This is a genomic window from Acinetobacter sp. C26M (assembly GCF_023702675.1).
GTDB lineage: Bacteria > Pseudomonadota > Gammaproteobacteria > Pseudomonadales > Moraxellaceae > Acinetobacter.
The window spans coordinates 3,492,930-3,514,288 of record NZ_CP098478.1; the positions used below are offsets into that span (position 1 = coordinate 3,492,930).

Here is a 21,359-nt window from a genome sequence, read left to right on the forward strand (position 1 = left end):
GAGGTTTAACCTCCTTTTTTTATATCTGCGTTTGTATTCAGAATCGGTCTAGCCAGTTTCCGCAAGTCGGTGCTTAAACTATAAAAATCACCACCCATTTTGCCCACACTCTGAAGTTGCTGTTGATCAATCATCTGCCCATCCCATAGGTGATCATCAACATAAATCGATTTCACATCCAGCAATGCCACTGTACCACCCGATGGAAGCGTACTGAGTTGCAGAACCTCCCTTAACTGGCATTCATAACGAATAGGTGCATCTTTGACAGATAAAGCTGCGACCGCATGGCTCGGTTCAGCCTCGATATTGGCAAACTCAAATTCACTCTGTTCTGGTGGCAACAAAGCACAAGATAAATTCATCTTTTCCAGCAACGCTGAATTCACAATATGCACCACACATTCTCGTGTATCGATCAAATTGCGAATGGTATCTTTATCCTGCCCATTTCTTGGATTGACTTGCGAATACCATAGAATAGGCGGATTACAACTAGCCACATTAAAGAAGGAATAAGGGGCAATATTGGCAATCCCATCCGCCGACAGAGTACTGATCCATGCGATGGGTCGAGGCGTAATCCCTCCAACCAACAAGCGATAGATTTCATTGGCATCTAAATCAGAAGTTTCAAAAATCATGATAACAACACGGCCAATTTAGGGACGTTCAGCGTATTGCGGTAGATCATCGGCAATACAATCCCATTCGGCTTTAGAAGCCGCAAAAATATGCATACTTGGCTTTTGCCGCAAAGGCGTATCCAACGTCCCTATTCTTAATCGATAAAGCTCGGGCTGTGCATCCCGTGAACTGATCAATGGAGAGCCACATTCGCCACAAAACCAGCGATACACACCAGATGCAGCAAACTTTTTAACCAACTCTTCACCCTGTACGATTTTAAACGCTGAACTGCTAATCGGTGCATTGGTTGCATAGGCCGTACCATTGGCCTTACGGCAACGCTGGCAATGGCATTGTATGATCTCACCAATTTCACCATGAATCTCATAATGAATACCATCACATAAACAACTGCCACGATAGACCGATGAAGCTTGAGACATATCCCTATTCCTGATGAACATTTACTCAAAACTAGCATTTTTAAATGCTGAATCACAAGGCAAATCTGCTCAAGAAATACGATGACATTTTAATGCGTGTTGCTCAAACTGAACCGACGACCTTACCGCCTCACTCAACTGATCAAGGCAGTAAATGCGCCAATGATTAAAATATAGAACAGGATCGGTAAGCCTAAAAACCAAAATTTTGCCCATCCATTAGTAGGAAACACTTGGGTAGCCCCACGGTAACTCACCCAACATGACAAGAATAAAAATGGAACGGGAATAAAGCCTAAAAAGGTAGAATAATTATAGGCTTCCAAATAATTTGGATATAAAAACGTTTGGATCACCGTTGTAATCACAATCGGCAATACAAAGACCAAGGATTGCAATACATACACGTGTCGGGCAAGTTGTGGATCAGCCTCTTTTGCACCTGAAAACTGCAATCTTTTTTTATACCACCAGCCTTGTACCAACCACGCAATCGCTGCTGAAATAATTCCTATACCCAACACCCATAACCAGTAACTCAACCAGGATGCGGTAATCCAGTCGATCAATGGCCTAATGCCTCTTGTTTCTGCACTTAATAATTTTTGATCGACTCGATCCATGACCGCAACGATACCAATCAGATAAGCAGCAAAAATAATACTTCTATGATGGTAAACCGTAGACTGAGAAAAAAACTTTTTCGGTTGGAAAAACAAGCGAAATAAGTTGTTCAGTTGAAATGGTTTGATGATCTCATTGTTTTGTGTTTCCAAAGTCGGCTCAATATTCATATACCCTCTTCATCAATTGATTTAGATTATTTTTATTTAAGTATTTTAGCTTATTTATCATTTGATAAATATATTAACCCCTTCTGCTGCCGCTCTTCCAGTTGCGAAACAAGCTGTCAATAAATAGCCACCTGTCGGTGCATCCCAATCTAGCATTTCACCACAACAAAACACATAAGGATTAGACTGCAATTGCAGTTGTGCGGATACAGCAGTTTGCTTCACACCTCCAGCACAGCTGATGGCCTCTTCGATTGGACGGAAACCATCCAAAGGAATACTCAACTGCTTAATTTGCTGAGCCATTTGCTTAGGATCTGACCATAAGCTTTTTCCGACAATTTCTCGGAGTAGATTCATTTTGACAGTGTCCAAACCTGCTTTACGCCAGAGATTGGTCAAAGACTGCTTTTTGTTGCCCTGTAATTTCTGCTCTAATTGATCAATACTGACATCAGGCAGTAGGTCCAGATGTAATTGTAAACGCTTTTTTTGGGCAAGCTGTGCTCTGAGATCACGACCCAATTTATAAATCACGCCACTCTCAAAGCCGTAGTGAGTAATGATGATATCGCCATGGGTTTGCTGTTCGGATTGCACCCACGCATTAACGCGCTTCAACGGCTGACCAAAACACTCCTGCATGAACGGTGACCATGTTTTAAGTACACCTGCATTACTGGCTTGGAAAGGCTCAATTTCATTTTTTGAGAGCCATTGCTGCCAAGTACCATCACTGCCCAATTGTGACCATGACACTGCACCACAGGCTAAGATGATTGCATCATAAGTTGCTGTAAAACACTGGGTTTGATTTTCAATCGTCAATTGATTTTCAGATAAATCAATACAACGATGACGATAATGAAAACGCACACCATCATTCATTAATCGTTTTAACCATGCACGAAGTAAGGGGGCAGCTTTCATTTCAATCGGGAAAATTCGACCAGAGCTCCCCACATAGGACTCAATACCAAGCCCTTGCATCCAGCTCTGAATCCACTGTGCATCCCATTGCTTCACCCAAGGTCCCAACCATGCAGCATGGTCATAACGTTGTATAAACGTATCCACAGGCTCAGCATGTGAAATGTTTAAACCTGTTTTACCTGCCATTAAAAACTTGCGTGCTGCCGAAGGTTTTTGTTCAAACACATCAATTTCGTAGTCATATTGGCTTAGAACCTCAGCAGCCATCAACCCTGCTGGGCCTGCACCAATAATTGCAACACGCTTAGGCATCAGCTTGCTCTTGAACGTTTTGACCTTGTAACGGTTCAAAATCATCAAAGCGGGTTGCATAGTCTTCTGGTTTTCGAATGATCAACTGTTGGCACAACTCGCCACGCTCTAAATATTTGATTTCGAAATGCGTTCGAGCAGAATCTGCTGCAATTTTTTGCTTTTCATGCGGCAGCTTCCACAATTCAATCAATTGTTGTTCTGCTTCATCTATATATTCAGGAATATTACTCGCCAACGTAATTGTGCCATTCGGCTGAAGGCGAGACAGTAGAAACTCAAAGAACGGCATATTCAGCCAACGCTGTGCAGGATTATGCGGTTCTGGATTCGGATAGAGAATAAAAAATTGTTCGACTTGCGCAGGGAATAAGGCATGCACCACCCAAGGAAGTGCATCCGCATGAATCGGATTTAAATGTTCACGTGGTTCTAATTGATGCTGTTTCTGCATTGCCACAAATTTTTCTTTGGTTCGTTCAATCGCAAACAACGTGGTGTGCGGATTTTGACCCGTAAACAATAAGGCATGTTTGCCTTTTCCGGCCCCAATTTCAACGCAGATTGGCGTATTGGGAATGGCAATAAAATCACGAGGGGCTTGCATACGTTGCGCTTGAAATTGACGAATCGACATAATCTCATCAAACTATCTAGAAATCGGCATAAGTCTAACAACTCACCTTACTTTTGCCTAATCTATTTGCTCTTTGTTTTAGGAGTTTTCTATGTCACGTACATTCCCCTGCCCGCGTTGCGGTGAAGCCAGCATTTGGGAAGGTAATCAATTTCGTCCTTTCTGTTCAGAACGCTGTAAGTTGATCGATCTCGGTGCTTGGGCCAGTGATGAATACAAACTTCCGACTCAGGACGCACCACAAGCAGATCAAAAACGCAATGAAGATGATTATGAAGATTAACCATCTTCATTTTTTAAGCTCTTAGAAAACTTTTTTCCAATCCATATTTATATATTTTAATAAAAATTTACACATTTTAGATGTGTGATTTACATCACGGTAATTTACTTTTTTTTGACCTTGTGCAAATCTTAATCCAAACATTGTAATGAATAAAAATAGCAAATAACTCACTACAACTGATATCTCATACTGATCCAACCTTAATCAAAATTTTATAGGGATCAGTTTGTTTAATAAAAATATTTAGACTTACCAGGATGTAATAATGAATCAATCAATTCCTTACCAGCTCAGGGTTCTAGCGACTCAAATTGATCCAAATCTAGATACAAATTGGCAGCTTAGTTTACACATGCTTTTTTCCATATGCGCTGCTGAAGACCGTGAGAATATCTGCCAGCAGATTTTGCAACTTAAAAAGATTCACTGGAACCGAAAAGAGCACAGTTTTTCTTATCTTGCCAAGCATGACATCCACCTATTCGCAGAAAAAATCCAAGATGCACCCATGAAGGCGCTCGTCAGAACCATTGCCAACTCTTTGGAAAAACTAAAACAATACCAAGAGATCTATGCCATTTCCGACTATTTAGAAAATATGCTCAGTCAGCTTAACCGCATCAATGTAGAAGATGATTTTGATTTACAAGAACAGAAAAAACAGGTTTTAAAAGAATTCATCTATGCCTCTGCACAGATCATTTTGCAGAAAGAAGTCATTCAATTGCCTGCCAATCAAAGGCACATCAATACTGATGTCATCAAAACATTTATTACTGAAGTGTTTTTAAAACAACAGCTACTCAAATATTCCTTTAACATTATTCGTTCTCATCAATTAAGAGAAGAAAAACCACATATTCTTAAATATTTTTTGTACCAACAACAAAAAACCAAACAGCTCGATATTGTTAAAACATCTAAGTATATTTTTGCACTCGCGCCAAGCAAAGAAGGTATCGCGAATACTTTTTCGATTCGACGCTTTTTGCAGGAAGAAAAATTTGAAGCCTGTGAAAATATTTACTTCAATGCTGCTTTTTTAGCTTTAGATCAAATCGAAGATGAATCACAGCATGAACAATTCCGATGGCAGATGGATCACATCATTACCATTGATAAACAGGTCAATCACTATGTCTCTGATATTGTTCGTCATATCGAGCTTTATGCCAATAAGACCCTAATTCCTTTTTTGATGGAACCACTCAATCCACATGGTATCTTTATTGAAAAGTTGGTTGAACAACGGCTGATTGATTTCGAACAAAAACTCTGTCGCAATATCCTTGAACCGATCGCAGACGCTTTAAAACATGCAGTGCATCATAGCGATGAATGTCACTATCTCTACATTAGCGTCAAACAGACTCTAGATGATCTGATTAGCCATTTTATTGCCTTTCAATCACAACCTTTGATCATGTTAAATAAACAAGTCAATCTGTTTATCGCACGGCTGAAATCCTATGCCACCTTGTTGCAAAAACGCCATAGTGATGTCTTTACTGTATTTTCTTATGAGGATTGGAAAAAGCATCATGCCGCTGCCTTGGAGCCCACTAATATTCTCAAAGACCTGAGCATTAATTCTTTGCAAGAATATAAAGATGCATTTTCAGAGCTTAAGGAAAATCAGCGTCAACTGAAACAAAGCGCATCTTTTCTTAGCAAGCTATTAAATAAACCTCAGAAAATTAAAGACAATATTATTAAGCTCAAAGAAAAAACCTCACAAATCAAAAAACATGCGCATCAGGAAATTATCCGCATTCAACGGCGCTTCCCATCACTGATTGTGTATTTAGAGTTTGAGTCACTGATTTCAATTAATCATAAAGAACGACATTATGCCTTCCCGACCGGAGACAATGGTATTACCCGTTTACCGATTTTGATTCAGATTCCAGAAGATAAAGCTTCTTTTGATTTACAGAGCATTTGTAATAGTTTGAATTTTGATTTGAACTTGGCCAATCAGAAATGGCTGGAAACGATTTAGAAAACATCTCAAAACGAAAAGCTTCTGTAGCAATCAAATTGATACAGAAGCTTGAATCACTCAATTAACCTGCTTTGCTTGCTACAAAGGGGTTAAATTGCTTTTCATAACCAATGGTACTCATTGGTCCATGTCCAGAGATAAATTGCGTTTCATCTGGCAAGCTAAAACATTCACGTTTGATTGAATCCAACAACTGTTGATGATTACCTTTCGGAAAATCTGTGCGCCCAATTGAACCTTTAAACAAAACATCACCTGTCCATAATAAGCCATGCTTGGCGTTATAGAACATCACATGCCCTGGGGTGTGGCCTGGAGCAAAACGCACCTCAAACTCATCCTCACCCAATTTCAATACTTCTCCACCCTCTAACCATTGATCAACTTTTACAGGTTGTGGGATTGGGAAACCATAACGAGCAGAGACTTCCTGAATCATATCCAGCCAAAATTGATCTTCTTTATGCGGACCAATCACAGGAATCTTCCATGTGTCAGCTAACTCACCGACTGCACCTGCATGATCAAGGTGTCCATGAGTCAACCATAATGCTTTCACCTTTAAGCCTAAGGTTTCCACTTCTTTTTTTAGTACCGCAGCATCACCGCCCGCATCAATCAAAATCGCTTCTTTGCTTTCACTGTCCCACAAGATTGAGCAGTTTTGGGCAAATGCGGTAACAGGGACAATTTTGACTTGTAGCATAGAAACCTCTGGCGAAATAAAGCGTCGATTCAACGATGGGCTAAGGTATGAGTGAGTGCGTCAAGATTAGCCTGAACCAGACTGGCAAGCAAATCTATATGCGCCTGATCTGCATTCAAGGCAGGAATATAGGCATAGTCTCCACCACCGGCATGCTGGAAAATCTCTTTATTTTGCATTGCCAATTCTTCCAGTGTTTCCAGACAATCTGCTGAAAATGCAGGACTAATCACCTGTACCGACTGTACTTTTTGCTCGCCCCATTGTTGCAATAGCTGATCAGTATATGGTTTGACCCACTCTTGCTTACCAAATCTTGACTGGAAGCTAATCGCCCATTCATGCTCTTGTAAATGTAGCGCATCTGCAACCAGACGTGCAGTCATTCGACAACGATCCGCATAGGGATCACCTTTATCTGCATAAGGCTGAGGAATACCGTGGAATGACATCAGTAATTTTTCGGGTTTCCCATGCTGCAATTGATAGTTTAATACGCTATCTACCAAGGCCTGAATGAACATCGGATGCTGATAATAATCCTTAATCAGGGTAATGCCAGGCAAATGACGCTGCTGTGGAATCCATTTAGCAAAGGCATCATATAAAGGCGCAGTTGAGGTCGCAGAATATTGTGGGAACAGTGGTAATAAAATGACATGCTCTTGTGGTGTTTGCGCCAGTTGATCAAGTACTTCATAAATACTGGGTTGACCATAGGTCATAGCAGGGACAACGCTAAGATCAAACTGATGATTTTCTTCTTGTAGACGCTGCTTAATTAGCAGTGTTTGTTCCAATACGATTTCACGCATTGGCGAATCTTTTGACCAGACCGAAGCATAAGCTTCAGCCACACGTTTTGGACGAAAGGTCAACACAAACAAGTGCAGGATAATCCACCAAAGCAGTTTGGGAATCTCGATCACACGTGTATCAGATAAAAATTGCTTCAGAAAGCGTCGAACCGCTGGCACAGTGGCTGCATCAGGCGTCCCTAAATTTGCCAGAACCACCGTCACTTTAGGTTTTTGTGTCGCTAACATAGACCGCATCCGCTTTTCATTGAATTCATTCAATTACTTTAGCAGTTTTAGCGCTTTTTTTTAAATTGGATTTAGGGTCTGTTGATATTTCACAAATGCTTGCGACAGAGGATATTTGTAGACGGTACAAGGCATGGATTATGAAATTTAGAATTATAAATGAATAAGGCATAACGCAGTAGCGGCAAAAATATCCCTGTCCCACAGGGTTATGACTAAAACTGCCCCAAACTTCGTTATGAAACTTGATAACGGGATCGCCATTGCCTACGTTTCATGCCTTGTCTGTGTGGTTTTAGTCGATAACGCAAGACATGGCTGAAACATCAGCAGCCCCTAGTGCATGGTCTTAAACTGAAAAACCCGATTACTATCAAGTACATTACTTTCTAGCAATTTCTGCCCTTTTGCCGTCAGTTGCCACAGCATACGCTGACGATCATCGCGTCCTGTTGGCATAATCCATTCATTTTGGCGCATCTGCAATTTGATCTCATGCAAAGCACGAATATTCACCTGTGCACGTGATACGGCATGCGCTCTCGGCATTTCCTTACGCGCATCATCCAAACCCGTTTCATTTAAATATTCATTCATGCGTTTAGAGAAGTATTCTTCTGGCGTCGGAATCACAAAAGCCGAACCCAATACATTCAGCAATTGTGCCCAAGTCATTTTACGATGTGGTTTCACTTCTTTGAAGTTACCATCTTGATAAGCATGCATACGGTATTCAAATGAATAAAGTTCATGCATTGAAACTTTAGGTACATTGGTCAGCGGGTCTGCTTCACGGTTGCCCAATTCTGTTTCTAGCTGCTTTACTTTGGCACGTAATGCATCAATTTCATCACGTAACACCTGTGTATTTTGTGGACGTACCCAACCGACTACAGGATAACGCTCTAACATCTGCGGCATACTGGAACGTACTGCCAACTCTAAATCTCTTAATGTGCGATAACAAAAAACTTGATCGACTTCATGTTGCAACTGCTTTCTGAACTCTTTAAATTTTTCTTTTAGTTCAGCTTTATGATCATGTAATTTGGCATCCCGTGACTCAGGATCTTCATGCATAAATACAATGACTGGCTTCTGTTTAGTCATGGCATAAATGTATTCCAGATGCATATAGCCCACACCTGAAACCGACTGTTCGCCATACTGGCTACCCAATAAAATCACCACATAGTCACAATCATCAATTTGACGACGTGCAATCGATGTACTTAAGGGCGTTCGTTGCTCCAAGCCCCAAGACAGGAACCCCATGCCCACTAAGGTTTGTGCCAAAACCGCTCGCTCTGGTTGCATTTCATTGCCAGAGGTAGAAATAAAGACTTGATAACGAGTATCTTGCATAGGCGAAGCCCCAATTCATTTATCAATAACATCAAGTATGCATCTTGATTTTTATTAACAGCTAACCCCAATAAAATATATAAAATTGGCTCAATTTAAGTATCAGAAACACCCAAATCGTCCAGATTTTGAATCTTCCATGTTAATTGTTCTGGTATAAGGTGCTGAAGAACCGGTTGCAGCGCTACAGCATTGTTACCACTGACATAACATTCAATACGTGTAATATTATGACGCAATTTGTCACATAATAACCCATTTTTAATTAAAATATACGCGGTTTGTCGCGCAACTGCTTGTCCAGAATCAATTAATTTTAACTTTTCATCAAAAACCTGACGAATCGCTTCTTTTAAGAATGGATAATGGGTACAGCCCAGCACTAAAAAATCAGCACCCTGCTCCACTGCGGGTCGTAGAATCTTTCGCAACACATCTAGACAAGCCTGAGTCATCTGTTGTCCTGACTCGACAAAAGGCACTAACTCCAGATTGGTCACTGTCAATACTTTAACCCCAGCAGGTTGCGCAAAATTTGCCATCACATCTTTAATCAACTGTCCACGAAAAGTTGCAGGTGTTGCCAGTACAGCCACAACCTTGGACTGCGTCTGAATCACAGCAGGCTTTAAAGCAGGAACTAAACCTACGATTGGAAATCGCTCGCCATAATGGTCACGCAAATAATCTAAGCTAAATGCTGAAGCGGTATTACATGCAACCACTGCAATTTTACAGCCTTGACGATATAGCCATTCAATCGCTTGAGCCGTGAGTTGACGGATTTCCTGATCTGAACGTGCGCCATAAGGCACATGTTCGGTATCCGCATAGTAAAGAATACGCTCATTGGGTAAATGTCGTGCAATCTCTTGCGCGACCGATAATCCACCTACCCCTGAATCAAAAACGCCTATCGGTGCATCAGCAGATGCATGAGGCATTGGATTAAGTAAATGAGGCATTGATTGAACGGCTGTCATACACACGGGCATTAGTTTATTTACTCTTTTAAGCTTAAACCTCAGGTGCTCAAATGCAAGACCAAATCGCCACTTTTTAGTGTTAAAACCGTCTCACCTTGCGCGTTTTCAGACAAACTGCCGTAGTTCACAAGATGATAAAAACTCTGACGCTGAATCAAAGCATTAATCCCAAAACGGACATGCACATAAGGACGTAATTCACCAGCATATTCACGCATAAAAATCGGATGTGCCTCATCGACAATGATTACATCCTGATTGCTAGTGGTGAGCTGCAAATAACGCTTGCCTTCAATCTCAACCTGATCGACCTGATTGATCAGTAATGGTTCATCTTCAACCTCGATTTCAATTTGCTCAACAGGCGTTTTCAGATAGAATTTGCCATCTTCTTTCCAAAGCACCTTGGTGAATAGGTCTAAAAGGGCTTGGCGTTTAACCAATTGACCTTCGTGCCACCATTCTCCATTGGCTTTTACGCGCAGATCCATTTTGCCACAATGCTTTGGATGCCATTGCTCTAAAGGTGGAATTGACCTTTTGTGACTTTGCTGTACATCTTTTATGTATTGTGCAATGTCGATTAAGTTTTTATCATCAGAAAACATGATTTTTCCCTGATTTTCTAAAGGGTTTTGTGGAGAATCATTTTCATTTATCATAGTTTATGCCTTGATGACGAGAAAATATGACCGCTCAGCCAATTGGCGAGACCAAGGTTTAAAACTATACTAGCCCAAACGTTTGCGAGCACATACTATCATTTGTGTTCGGCAATTCAGAACACTCATGGCAGCACCGAATCGCAATATTACGGTTGCCACCCTTAAAAATATGAGGAGTCCTACATGGAACACATCGAACGTGAAGCGATGGAGTTTGACGTAGTGATCGTTGGCGCAGGACCTTCGGGTTTATCTGCTGCGATTAAAATTCGTCAATTAGCAATTGAAAACAACCTGCCTGATCTTTCTGTATGTGTTGTTGAAAAAGGCTCTGAAGTAGGTGCGCATATCCTTTCTGGTGCTGTACTTGAACCACGTGCCATGAACGAATTATTTCCAGACTGGAAAGAAGAAGGTGCGCCACTGAATGTCCCTGTAACGGGCGACGAAACATATTTCTTACTGTCTGATAGCAAAGCACAAAAAATGCCGCATTGGATGGTGCCGAAATCAATGCACAACGATGGAAACTATGTCGTTTCTCTTGGTAACGTTGTTCGTTGGTTAGGTCAAAAAGCGGAAGAACTTGAAGTTTCAATCTTCCCTGGTTTTGCTGCTGCTGAAGTACTTTATCATGAAGACGGTACAGTAAAAGGCATCCAAACAGGTGATATGGGTATTGGCAAAAATGGTGAGCCAACACATAACTTCACGCCTGGCTATGAGCTGCATGCAAAATATACATTATTTGCTGAAGGTTGCCGCGGCCACCTTGGTAAGCGCCTGATTGCCAAATACAATCTAGATAAAGATGCTGATCCGCAACATTACGGTATCGGGATTAAAGAACTTTGGGAAATCGACCCTGCAAAACACAAACTAGGTTTAGTGATGCATGGCGCTGGTTGGCCTTTGTCTGAAACAGGCTCTACTGGTGGTTGGTGGTTATATCACGCAGAGAACAATCAAGTTACCATGGGCATGATCGTAGATTTATCTTATGAAAATCCACACATGTACCCATTCATGGAAATGCAACGTTGGAAAACGCACCCAACCATCAAGCAATTCCTTGAAGGCGGCAAACGTATTTCTTATGGCGCACGTGCTGTTGTGAAAGGTGGCTTCAATGCTTTACCTAAGCTTACCTTCCCAGGCGGTTGCTTGATTGGTGATGATGCTGGTTTCTTGAACTTCTCAAAAATCAAAGGCTCACACACTGCAATGAAATCAGGCATGTTGTGTGGTGAGGCAGTATTTGAAGCGATTGCTGCGGGTGTTGCAAAAGGTGGTGATCTTGCGATTGCTCGTGTGCTTGAAGGCGAAGACCACTTCGATAAAGAATTAACTGCTTACACTGATAAATATAACAATTCTTGGTTAAAAGAAGAGTTATATAGCTCACGTAACTTTGGTCCAGCGATGCATAAGTTCGGTCAATGGATTGGTGGTGCATTTAACTTTATCGATCAAAACATCTTTAAAGTGCCATTCACTTTGCACGATCTTAAACAAGACTTTGCAGTGCTTAAAACTGTAGATGCTTCAACGTTTAAACCAAACTATCCAAAACCAGATGGTAAGTTGACCTTTGACCGTTTATCTTCTGTATTCGTATCAAATACCGTACATGAAGAAAATCAGCCAGCCCATTTGAAGTTGACTGATCCATCTATTCCAGTAGATGTAAACCTACCAAAATGGGATGAGCCAGCTCAACGCTACTGCCCTGCTGGTGTTTATGAAATCATGGAAAATGATGATGGTTCTAAACGCTTCCAGATCAATGCTGCGAACTGTGTACACTGTAAGACTTGTGATATCAAAGACCCATCACAAAACATTACGTGGGTAACGCCTGAAGGCGGCGGTGGTCCGAACTACCCGAACATGTAATTCAAAATAAAAAAATCCGAGTTTAGACTCGGATTTTTTTATGCTTTCGTTTTATTTGGCTGAAACGGCACTTAACCCTTCTGCACCAAATAACGATATTCCGTATTGCTGTTTTCATCTTGGCTTTCTTCTTTGAGCAACAACTCATGCCCAAGATGCATACAGAATTTTGGAATATCCCATGATGTTGACGGATCTGTAGCCAAGACTTCGACAATATCGCCCGACTTGGCTTTGCGAATGGCTTGATGCAACATCATTACTGGTTCAGGGCAACGTAAACCTCGCGTATTGATTTGAACAGCAGCAAGTTTTGGTTGTTCAGACATCATAAAACTCAAATATTCGAATTTTCACATTTTAGCATAAACTACTGATATGAAAATCATCAGCAGCTTTTTGAAAAACTGTACGTTTTTTACATAGTTTTATTGATGCATATCCGCTTTATCTTCGGTATGATGAAAATCATCTAATTGATATAGAGAGTCTTTAGGAAAGATCATGGTCGAGGAATCCAGTCCATCGTGGGGTATGCGTGGCTTAAGAAAATGGTTAGGTACCGCACCTGAAACCCGCGATGAATTACTCAAGTTAGTTCAAGACTCACGTCGCTTTTTAGAGCCAGATACTGTTGCTATGCTTGAGGGTGTTCTCGATCTGCCAGCAACCAAGATTCGAGAAGTCATGACGCCGCGTACAGCCATTATCAGCTTACAGGAAGATGATCAATTACTTGATATTCTGCATGTACTGATTGATTCAGCACATTCGCGCTTCCCAGTATTCTCTGCGGATCAAACGGATAATGTCGTTGGTATCTTATTAGCGAAAGATCTTTTGCCATTTTTAACCGAGCGCAATGTCAAAGTCGATATTCGTTCATTGATGCGTCAGCCCGTCTTCGTACCTGAAAGTGCACGTTCAGACCAAGTACTACGCATGTTAAAAAATACCCAGACCCATATTGCCATCGTGATTGATGAATATGGCTCAACCTCAGGTTTGGTTACCCTCGAAGACATTCTTGAAGAGATTGTGGGTGAAATTGAAGATGAGCACGATATTGCAGATGAAGAAGCCCTGTATATTGTTCCTGACAATGATCCGACCACAGCCAATACCTGGATTGTGCAAGCACTTACACCAATCGAACACTTCAACACTATTTTAGATGCAGATTTTTCTGACGATGAAGTTGAAACTATGGGCGGTTTACTGCTGCAAGAGATTGGTTTAGTGAGCGATTTACAAGGTCAAACCATTGAGCTTGGCGATTGGCAATTTACCATTATTGAAGCAGATGCACGCACTATCCATCTGATTCGAGCTGTCCGTCAATGAGAACCTATTTTGAGAAGCTGTTAAATCCATCTCAAACCCAAACGCAGCTTCCTTTTATTTTTCCCCTATTGATTGCACTGATTTCAGGTGCAATCTTTAGTTTGGCTTTAGCCCCATATTACTTTTGGTGGCTTGCGATTCTATCGCCTGCGCTATTGTATGCGGTATTACGTCAACGTAGCCCACGCCAAGCCTTTGCGCTCGGTTGGGCTTATGGTTTTGGTTTATGGTTTGTCGGCGCGTTCTGGCTATATACCTCAATCCATACCTATGGCGATACCAATGCCTTTCTAAGCATTTTGATGATTGTCTTTATGGCAGCCGCAATGGGCTTATTTACGGCGTTTCAAACTTGGTTGTATCGTCGCTTCTTCCCAGAAACACCGTTAACCTTCGCCCCACTTTGGGTATTATTTGAGTGGGCCAAAACTTGGGTCTTTACTGGTTTCCCATGGTTGTTTGCAGGTTATGCCTTCACTGAACGCCTACTTGATGGCTATGCTCCGTTATTCGGTGTCTATGCTGTTTCTTTCGTCGTCATTGTATTGGCTTGTGCATTGGTCGAAATTTTAAATCGTCGCTGGTTTTGGGCGATTCCTTCAGCACTCTTGGTATTAGGTGCTTGGGGTGCTGGATTTATTCAATTTGTACAGCCTAAAGCAGCGAAGCCGCTGAGTGTTTCACTGATTCAAGGGAATATTCCGCAAGACCTGAAATGGTTGACTGAATATCAGATTAAAACTTTAGAAATCTATGCCACCCTGACACGTGCAGAATGGGGCCGAGATCTGATCGTTTGGCCTGAATCATCGATTCCAATGTTCCAGACCGATATTCAAGAATTTTTGGATGCAATGGCGGCGCAGGCGAAGAAAACCGATAGCGCTTGGGTCACAGGTATTCCTTATTGGGACCTAGCTAAATCGCAGCAAGTGGGTGAACCGTTGTATTACAACAGCATTATGGCATCGGGTAGCGATTCCTTTGGCTTGTATAAGAAACAACGTTTAGTACCGTTTGGCGAATATATTCCATTGTCAGGCCTGTTGAAATGGGTACTGCCTGCGATGCAGAACGATGTCAGCATGAGTGGCTTTTCACGTGGTGAAGCCAATCAAAAACCGCTCACTGTGAAAGGACATGCGCTTGCTGCTGCTATTTGTTATGAAGTGGCCTATCCCAACCTAACCCGTCGTAATGCCTCTAATAGTGACTTCTTAATTACGGTGTCAAATGATGCATGGTTCACGGGGACGGCTGGACCTTGGCAACATCTGCAAATGGTACAGATGCGAGCCAAAGAAAATGGTCGTTGGTTTATTCGTGCCACCAATACAGGTGTGACCGCATTTATTGATCAGCATGGTCATATCGTTAAACAAGCACCAATAGATCAAGAAGCCGTGTTACGTGGCGAATTACCTGCCATGCAAGGGCAAACACTCTACAATCGTTTAAGTGATTACCCGATCTTGATTTTCTCATTGCTTTTATTGATCGTAGGCTGGATCTATCGTCCACGTAAAGTTGATATTAGCTTCAAATCCCGTCGATAAATTACAGTAACTTTGTGCCCAGAGGAACATCAAACTCTGGGACACAAAGCGCAACATCCCCTTCCGCATTATGAAAGCCCGTCACCAAACATTCTGACTGAATCGGCCCAATCTGCTTTTTCGGAAAATTCACGACAGCAACCACCAATTTTCCAATCAAATTCTTAGGCTGATATAGCTTGGTAATTTGCGCACTGGATTTTCTGATCCCAAGTTCTTCACCAAAATCCACCTGCAAAATATAAGCGGGTTTTCGCGCTTGTTGAAACACTTCCGCTTGAATGATTCTGCCCACACGTAATTCTACCTTGGTAAAATCATTCCACTCGATCTGTTGCATGCTTTTTCCTTTTCTCTCTTTTAAGCACAGTTTCAGCATAGCGAATCTACCCAATTCAATAAATACGCTTATTTTTATTTTCAATTGAGCAACTTCATGCTAAATTAATTTTGCTGATCATAAAGCCGTAAACGTTTACGTCAATCAACGTGCCAACATATCTCCAACAAGGCTTGGAGCTATTTCATCAAGATATTTTTATCTTTGATAAGGCACTGGCGTTTGTTGGTTTACGGAGTAAAAAATGCAGAGTTCAAAATCTTCTACTTTTAATTTTCAAAAAATTCCAAATCGTTACGCATCCATTGTTTTACCCTTCTTCTTGTCCATTATTATGACTTTTATCGTGTCTTGTATTAGTACGCTGAGAAGTATGGGCTTTGAACAATTTTCTTTTGCAACATGGATGTCAGCATGGGGAATTTCTTGGCTAATCGCATTTCCTGTGCTGCTCTTGGTATTACCTATCGTGCGTAAAATGACAATGCTCTTGGTTCGCCCTGCTTAAATTAAGACCATAAAAAAACGTAGATCTTGGTCTACGTTTTTTAGTCAAAATACTTAACTTAGAAATTAATCGACAATTGCACCGATAAATAAGCCACGAGACTAGATAAAAATAGCATCGGAACATATCGATAGGCTTTAAATAAAAGCTGCTCATATTTAGAGATTAGCTCATGATTATCCCAGACACTGGTTTTTAAGGCACTTAGAAAACACAATACAAACCATGCACTCAACATACTCAATGCAAAAAAACCAATCATGATTTGACTGCTTCCTTCCGCAGCTTGCCACAAGCTTAAAGCCCCTTCACTAAAAGGCAATAGGCTTAAGATGAGCAATACAGATTTAAGCATTGCCCAATGAAACTGATTCAGTTCATCCAATACAAAAAATGCTTTCATCTGATCTCCACATCTTATTTCAATGGCTTGAATTTATTATGCAAAGCTTTTGCCTCAAGAAATAGCCTATTTTTCTGCATAATTTGTTTTTCTTGTAACTATTAAATATGGGAATAATTCTTATTATAACTCTCACATATTCAACATTTTATTCATTTTATATTTTTCAAACAGTTAGTTTATTATTTCTAATTAAGAAACATTATCACTTCACTCTCTATTTATTTAATCCAAAAGTGAAGTGATATTTTATTCAAGTATTATGGTTGATAATAAATATCAGCATCGTTGCCTTCGCCACCTTCTTTACCATCCGCACCAAACGAATATAAATCAAAAGCCCGACCTTCACGACCTGGGATCACATACTGTAAATCATTTTCCCAACTGTCTTTTGGATAGCCGCCTTTGACATAACCACCCGGTAACCAATTTTTCGCAGACGCGGGCTGATTCACCAACGCATCTAAACCACCATCTTGCATCGATGGATAACGACCATTATCTAATTTATATTGATCTAAAGCACCCGCGACACCTTTTAAGGTAATACTGGTGGTATCCACTTTGGCTTTTTCACCACGGCCCATCACGTTTGGAACGATCAGTGCAGCAAGAACGCCTAAAATTACAATAACAACCATCACCTCAATGAGTGTAAATCCTGAGGCACGATTCATTCGAGCAACGCTCGAACGTGCCGCAAGAGGAGAAGCTATGCTTCGAGTGGCAGGATTAAGATTATACTCGGACTCTGAGTTGCAAGATTCCGCAACAGGAGAAGCATTCAAGCTACGTCCAACATTTTGTTTATCCATTGAATTATTCATATTCATCTCTTACATGTCACTCATTAGATCATATTGTTCATATTAATAATTGGCAACATTACCGCAATCACAATCACCAATACAATTGCTGCCATAAAAATCAGCATCAAGGGTTCGAGTAACGCCAGTAAAGTGGAAATAAAGGTAGTCACCTCACGATCTTGCATGGTCGATGCACGATCTAACATACGATCCAACTCACCCGACGCTTCACCACTTCGAATCATTTGTACCATCATTGGTGGGAAATAACCGCAACGCTCCAATTGTGTTGCCAAATTACCACCTTCTGTTACACGCTCCATCGCCACTTCAATCGCATCACGAATCACCCAGTTATTACTGACTTCGGCACCAATACGCAATGCTTCAACCAAAGGCACACCAGAACGGGTCAAAATCGACAAGGTACTAGCAAAACGTGCCGCATTTATACCACGCGAAAGTTTACCAAATAGTGGCAATCTGAGCGTTAAGCGGTCAAATGCATAATGCCCTGCCGTGGTTCTTAAAAAACGGGTAAATAGGATAATGGCAATAAAGGCTAAAATGAGCATACCCAGCCAAGTATGTCGAATAAAAGCACTGGCTTTCATCAAGGCAACCGTAATCCAAGGCAAGGCTTCTTTGCTTTGTTCAAAGGTCTTGACGATTTCAGGTACGACATAGGTCATCAAACCCATCACGATCCCGAAAGACATCAGCATCAGTACTATCGGATAGATCATCGCACCCTGTACTTTCTTCTGCATGGCAAAACGATTTTCGGTGTAATCCGACAACTGATCTAAGATTAAATCAAGATGACCTGAGCGCTCGCCTGCAGCAACGGTGGCAATATACAACTCAGGAAATCGCCCCGATTGCTGCATACTTTTTGCCAGTGAATGTCCTTCCAAGACCTTAGACCGTACAGCGATTAATAGGTTTTGCACATGGCTCTTCTCACTTTGCTTACTCACTGCACGCAAGGCTTCTTCCAATGGAATACCTGCTGCAACTAGCACAGAAAGCTGGCGGGTCATTAATGCCAAATCATAGGCACTAAAGCTTTTTTTAAACCATGAGCGTTGTTGCTGTTTGTCCTTTTGCTCAACTGCATCGACCGCAATGGGTGTCCATGCTTTATCGCGTAACTGTTGACGAATTTGGCGTGCAGAATCCCCTTCCAGCACACCTTTATGTTGCTTTCCAGAGGCATCAAGCGCAGTAAATTGATAAGCAGGCATGGTTCTGTTCTAATTGTCCCAAAATAGTTGTTGTTACAGTTGCATCCGTGTTTGAAATGAAACCTGAGAGTTTCACAAGAAATTCATCGACATAACACTTCGCACTTTAGCATAATTCCATGACATGCAGTCATGCCATTTTACCCATGAATGAAGCCTATATGCCTACCGAAAATTCTAACGCTATTTTGTACCGTATTCGAGTTGCAATACCCGTTTATGTATACGACACGTTTGACTATACGGTCAGTGCTGAACAGTACGCCCAAGCTCAAATCGGTGCACGTGTCGCGATTTCTTTTGGTCGGCAGAATCTTGTTGGGATCATTACAGAGAAAGTTGATCCTAACGAAGTATTTACAGGACAATTCAAACTTAAGGCCATCACAGAATTACTCGATCAGGAAACAATTCTAGACCAACAAGTTTTAACTTTGTTGACATGGTCAGCACAATATTATCAATTCCCGATTGGCGAGGTAATGCAAAGTGCCCTACCTACCTTATTAAGACAAGGGCGTGCCTTAGATATCCTGTTTCATTTATGGAAAATCACACCGCATCAAGACCCAGCCTCTTTATTAAAACGATCTCAGAAGCAATATGATGCTTATCAAGTTTTAAAACTTCATCCACACGGCGCCACTGAAAATGTTTTAAACCTGAGTGGTGTAGAAACTTCAACCCTGAAAGCACTGGAAAAGAAGGGCTTGGTTGAGTGCTGTCTGGAACCCCATGATTTCACACCAACGCCTGTGCAACTGGCTCAAGTACCATTAACTCCCAATGAGGATCAGAAAAAAGCCATTCAACAGATCCTTAAAGCACAACATCACTATCAAGCATTCTTACTTGATGGTTTGACTGGTAGTGGTAAAACTGAAGTCTATTTGCAAGTCATGCATGAAGTATTAAAACAAGGCAAGCAGGTCTTGGTGCTGGTCCCTGAAATTGGTCTAACTCCACAAACGGTGGCTCGTTTTAAGTCACGTTTTCATTGTGATGTTGCCTTACTGCATTCGGGCTTAAATGACTCGAAACGCCTACAAGCTTGGCAACATGCGCAAACAGGCAAAGCTTCCATTATTATTGGCACACGTTCCGCAATTTATACCCCACTTCCTCAGCTTGGTTTAATCATCTTGGATGAGGAACATGATCTTTCCTTTAAGCAGCAAGAAGGTTTCCGTTATCACACCCGCGATGTCGCTTTATATCGTGGTCATTTGCAAAACTGCCCTGTCATCCTCGGCTCTGCCACACCCAGCATCGACAGTTATCACTTGGTAGAATCGGGCAAATTACATTTGCTTGAATTGAATCAACGCGCAGGCGTAGCGGTACTACCGAAGATGTATGTGGTGGACTTAAAGATTGCAAAAAAGAAGCATGGTCTAAGCCAAACCCTTATTGAACAGATCAAGCATACTTTAGAACGTAAAGAACAAGTGCTGATCTTTTTGAATCGACGTGGTTATGCACCGATTCTGATGTGTGAAAGCTGTGGCTGGCAAGCCAACTGCCCGCATTGTGATGCGCATTTTACCTTGCACTCTCAACCTTATCATTATTTACATTGTCATCATTGCGGCACAATCAATCGTCTTCCAGATCATTGCCCCGCATGCCAAAAACAAAGCTTAAAAACGATTGGTGCAGGCACAGCAAAACTTGAAGAACACTTACAAGAACTATTCCCTCACAATGAAGTTATTCGGGTCGATCGTGACAGTACCAGCCGAGTGGGTAGCTGGCAGAAAATTTATGATCGTATTCAGCAAAATAAGCCAAGTATTTTGTTGGGTACACAGATGCTGGCCAAAGGACATCATTTCCCGCATGTGACACTCGTCGCGATTTTAGATATTGATGCAGGACTACTCAGTGTCGACCCACGTGCGCCTGAGCGAACCGCACAACTGATTGTACAGGTGGCTGGCCGTGCTGGTCGCGGTGAGCATAAAGGCAGTGTCTATTTACAAAGTCTGCGCCCTGATCACCCGATGTTAACCACCCTGATTGAGCATGACTATCGTACTGTCGCCAAGCAAATGCTGGCTGACCGCAAAATCGCGATGTTACCACCCTATCGTTATGCAGTATTGGTTCGGGTCGAATCTAAAGATCGCGACTATAGCCAACAATTCTTAGCAGATATTGCCCAACAACTGAGAGCAATGGCGGGCGAGATCGTCGATATTTGGGGACCGATTCCCGCACCGATGGAACGTAAAGCAGGCCGATATCGTGCACATATGGTGATTTTGTCTAGTGATCGAGCAAAACTGCATTTTTATTTACGCCAGTGGTGGCAACACGTCGTACACTTACCTCGTCAGCATCTACTGAGACTCTCGATTGATGTTGATCCACAAGAGTTTAGTTAAAAGCTGAATCTGAGCTTATTCAAGTTATCGAACGTTATCCAATATCATATTTTTACAG

The 21,359-nt window shown here is 41.6% G+C and carries 22 protein-coding genes; 7 read left to right on the forward strand and 15 right to left on the reverse strand.

From position 1 onward, the window contains the following. Positions 1 to 5: 5 nt before the first annotated feature. The 5 genes from NDN11_RS16085 to NDN11_RS16105 all read right to left on the reverse strand — a co-directional run bounded on the left by NDN11_RS16085 (position 6) and on the right by NDN11_RS16105 (position 3,749). Positions 6 to 644 carry a flavin reductase family protein gene (locus NDN11_RS16085; protein WP_251110205.1) on the reverse strand — a complete coding sequence of 213 codons (639 nt, stop codon included), beginning with the start codon at positions 642 to 644 and terminating at the stop codon, positions 6 to 8. A gap of 18 nt (positions 645 to 662) precedes the next feature. Then, complete coding sequence (locus tag NDN11_RS16090; protein WP_251110206.1) at positions 663 to 1,073, reverse strand: GFA family protein; 411 nt, start codon at positions 1,071 to 1,073, stop codon at positions 663 to 665. Positions 1,074 to 1,207: 134 nt separating this feature from the next. Beyond that, positions 1,208 to 1,867, reverse strand: coding sequence for a hypothetical protein (locus tag NDN11_RS16095; protein WP_251110207.1), 660 nt, complete (start codon positions 1,865 to 1,867; stop codon positions 1,208 to 1,210). 57 nt (positions 1,868 to 1,924) lie between these two features. Then, positions 1,925 to 3,112 (reverse strand): TIGR03862 family flavoprotein, encoded by a 1,188-nt coding sequence (locus NDN11_RS16100; RefSeq protein WP_251110208.1) that lies wholly within the window; start codon positions 3,110 to 3,112, stop codon positions 1,925 to 1,927. Continuing rightward, positions 3,105 to 3,749, reverse strand: a complete 645-nt coding sequence (locus tag NDN11_RS16105; RefSeq protein ID WP_251110209.1) for a class I SAM-dependent methyltransferase — start codon at positions 3,747 to 3,749, stop codon at positions 3,105 to 3,107. The genes NDN11_RS16100 and NDN11_RS16105 overlap by 8 nt, the downstream gene beginning before the upstream one ends. A 91-nt stretch (positions 3,750 to 3,840) precedes the next feature. Between NDN11_RS16105 and NDN11_RS16110 the strand changes: the two genes are divergently transcribed. Further along, complete coding sequence (locus tag NDN11_RS16110) at positions 3,841 to 4,032, forward strand: DNA gyrase inhibitor YacG (protein WP_167250426.1); 192 nt, start codon at positions 3,841 to 3,843, stop codon at positions 4,030 to 4,032. A gap of 268 nt (positions 4,033 to 4,300) precedes the next feature. Further along, complete coding sequence (locus NDN11_RS16115; protein ID WP_251110210.1) at positions 4,301 to 6,037, forward strand: hypothetical protein; 1,737 nt, start codon at positions 4,301 to 4,303, stop codon at positions 6,035 to 6,037. A 64-nt stretch (positions 6,038 to 6,101) separates the two neighbouring features. On the opposite strand, the gene NDN11_RS16120 is transcribed toward NDN11_RS16115, so the two are convergent. From NDN11_RS16120 to NDN11_RS16140, 5 genes are all read right to left on the reverse strand, one after another. Further along, positions 6,102 to 6,746 (reverse strand): MBL fold metallo-hydrolase, encoded by a 645-nt coding sequence (locus NDN11_RS16120; RefSeq protein ID WP_167250422.1) that lies wholly within the window; start codon positions 6,744 to 6,746, stop codon positions 6,102 to 6,104. Between the two features lie 29 nt (positions 6,747 to 6,775). Beyond that, on the reverse strand, positions 6,776 to 7,792 hold the full coding sequence (gene hemH / locus NDN11_RS16125) for a ferrochelatase (protein ID WP_251110211.1): 1,017 nt from the start codon (positions 7,790 to 7,792) through the stop codon (positions 6,776 to 6,778). A 336-nt stretch (positions 7,793 to 8,128) separates the two neighbouring features. Continuing rightward, on the reverse strand, positions 8,129 to 9,157 hold the full coding sequence (locus tag NDN11_RS16130; RefSeq protein ID WP_167250418.1) for a DUF4062 domain-containing protein: 1,029 nt from the start codon (positions 9,155 to 9,157) through the stop codon (positions 8,129 to 8,131). 95 nt (positions 9,158 to 9,252) lie between these two features. Next, complete coding sequence (murI, locus tag NDN11_RS16135) at positions 9,253 to 10,140, reverse strand: glutamate racemase (protein WP_251110212.1); 888 nt, start codon at positions 10,138 to 10,140, stop codon at positions 9,253 to 9,255. A 41-nt stretch (positions 10,141 to 10,181) separates the two neighbouring features. Further along, entirely contained in the window at positions 10,182 to 10,805 is a 624-nt protein-coding gene (locus tag NDN11_RS16140) for a DUF1285 domain-containing protein (RefSeq protein WP_167250414.1), read from the reverse strand. Between the two features lie 186 nt (positions 10,806 to 10,991). On the opposite strand from NDN11_RS16140, the gene NDN11_RS16145 reads away from it, so the two are divergent. Beyond that, entirely contained in the window at positions 10,992 to 12,704 is a 1,713-nt protein-coding gene (locus tag NDN11_RS16145) for an electron transfer flavoprotein-ubiquinone oxidoreductase (RefSeq protein ID WP_251110213.1), read from the forward strand. 71 nt (positions 12,705 to 12,775) lie between these two features. Here NDN11_RS16145 and tusA read toward each other — a convergent pair whose 3' ends face one another. Continuing rightward, entirely contained in the window at positions 12,776 to 13,033 is a 258-nt protein-coding gene (gene tusA, locus NDN11_RS16150) for a sulfurtransferase TusA (protein WP_167250412.1), read from the reverse strand. Between the two features lie 175 nt (positions 13,034 to 13,208). On the opposite strand from tusA, the gene NDN11_RS16155 reads away from it, so the two are divergent. After that, positions 13,209 to 14,048, forward strand: coding sequence for a CorC family transporter (locus tag NDN11_RS16155; protein WP_004802396.1), 840 nt, complete (start codon positions 13,209 to 13,211; stop codon positions 14,046 to 14,048). Continuing rightward, entirely contained in the window at positions 14,045 to 15,604 is a 1,560-nt protein-coding gene (gene lnt, locus NDN11_RS16160; RefSeq protein ID WP_167250410.1) for an apolipoprotein N-acyltransferase, read from the forward strand. The genes NDN11_RS16155 and lnt overlap by 4 nt, the downstream gene beginning before the upstream one ends. 1 nt (position 15,605) lies before the next feature. Here the strand turns inward: lnt and NDN11_RS16165 are convergent, their stop codons facing one another. Then, positions 15,606 to 15,944: a tRNA-binding protein gene (locus NDN11_RS16165; protein ID WP_251110214.1), complete on the reverse strand. Its 339-nt coding sequence runs from the start codon at positions 15,942 to 15,944 to the stop codon at positions 15,606 to 15,608. A 244-nt stretch (positions 15,945 to 16,188) separates the two neighbouring features. Between NDN11_RS16165 and NDN11_RS16170 the strand changes: the two genes are divergently transcribed. Then, on the forward strand, positions 16,189 to 16,452 hold the full coding sequence (locus NDN11_RS16170) for a DUF2798 domain-containing protein (RefSeq protein WP_167250406.1): 264 nt from the start codon (positions 16,189 to 16,191) through the stop codon (positions 16,450 to 16,452). Between the two features lie 58 nt (positions 16,453 to 16,510). Here the strand turns inward: NDN11_RS16170 and NDN11_RS16175 are convergent, their stop codons facing one another. The 3 genes from NDN11_RS16175 to gspF all read right to left on the reverse strand — a co-directional run bounded on the left by NDN11_RS16175 (position 16,511) and on the right by gspF (position 18,914). Next, the gene (locus NDN11_RS16175; protein WP_167250404.1) at positions 16,511 to 16,855 is read right to left on the reverse strand and encodes a hypothetical protein; all 345 of its coding nucleotides are present in this window, start codon (positions 16,853 to 16,855) and stop codon (positions 16,511 to 16,513) included. 260 nt (positions 16,856 to 17,115) lie between these two features. Next, positions 17,116 to 17,685 (reverse strand): type II secretion system major pseudopilin GspG, encoded by a 570-nt coding sequence (gspG, locus tag NDN11_RS16180; RefSeq protein WP_502801324.1) that lies wholly within the window; start codon positions 17,683 to 17,685, stop codon positions 17,116 to 17,118. 23 nt (positions 17,686 to 17,708) lie between these two features. Beyond that, entirely contained in the window at positions 17,709 to 18,914 is a 1,206-nt protein-coding gene (gene gspF, locus NDN11_RS16185) for a type II secretion system inner membrane protein GspF (protein ID WP_167250400.1), read from the reverse strand. Between the two features lie 161 nt (positions 18,915 to 19,075). Between gspF and NDN11_RS16190 the strand changes: the two genes are divergently transcribed. After that, positions 19,076 to 21,301 (forward strand): primosomal protein N', encoded by a 2,226-nt coding sequence (locus NDN11_RS16190; protein ID WP_416224653.1) that lies wholly within the window; start codon positions 19,076 to 19,078, stop codon positions 21,299 to 21,301. Positions 21,302 to 21,359 lie beyond the last annotated feature (58 nt).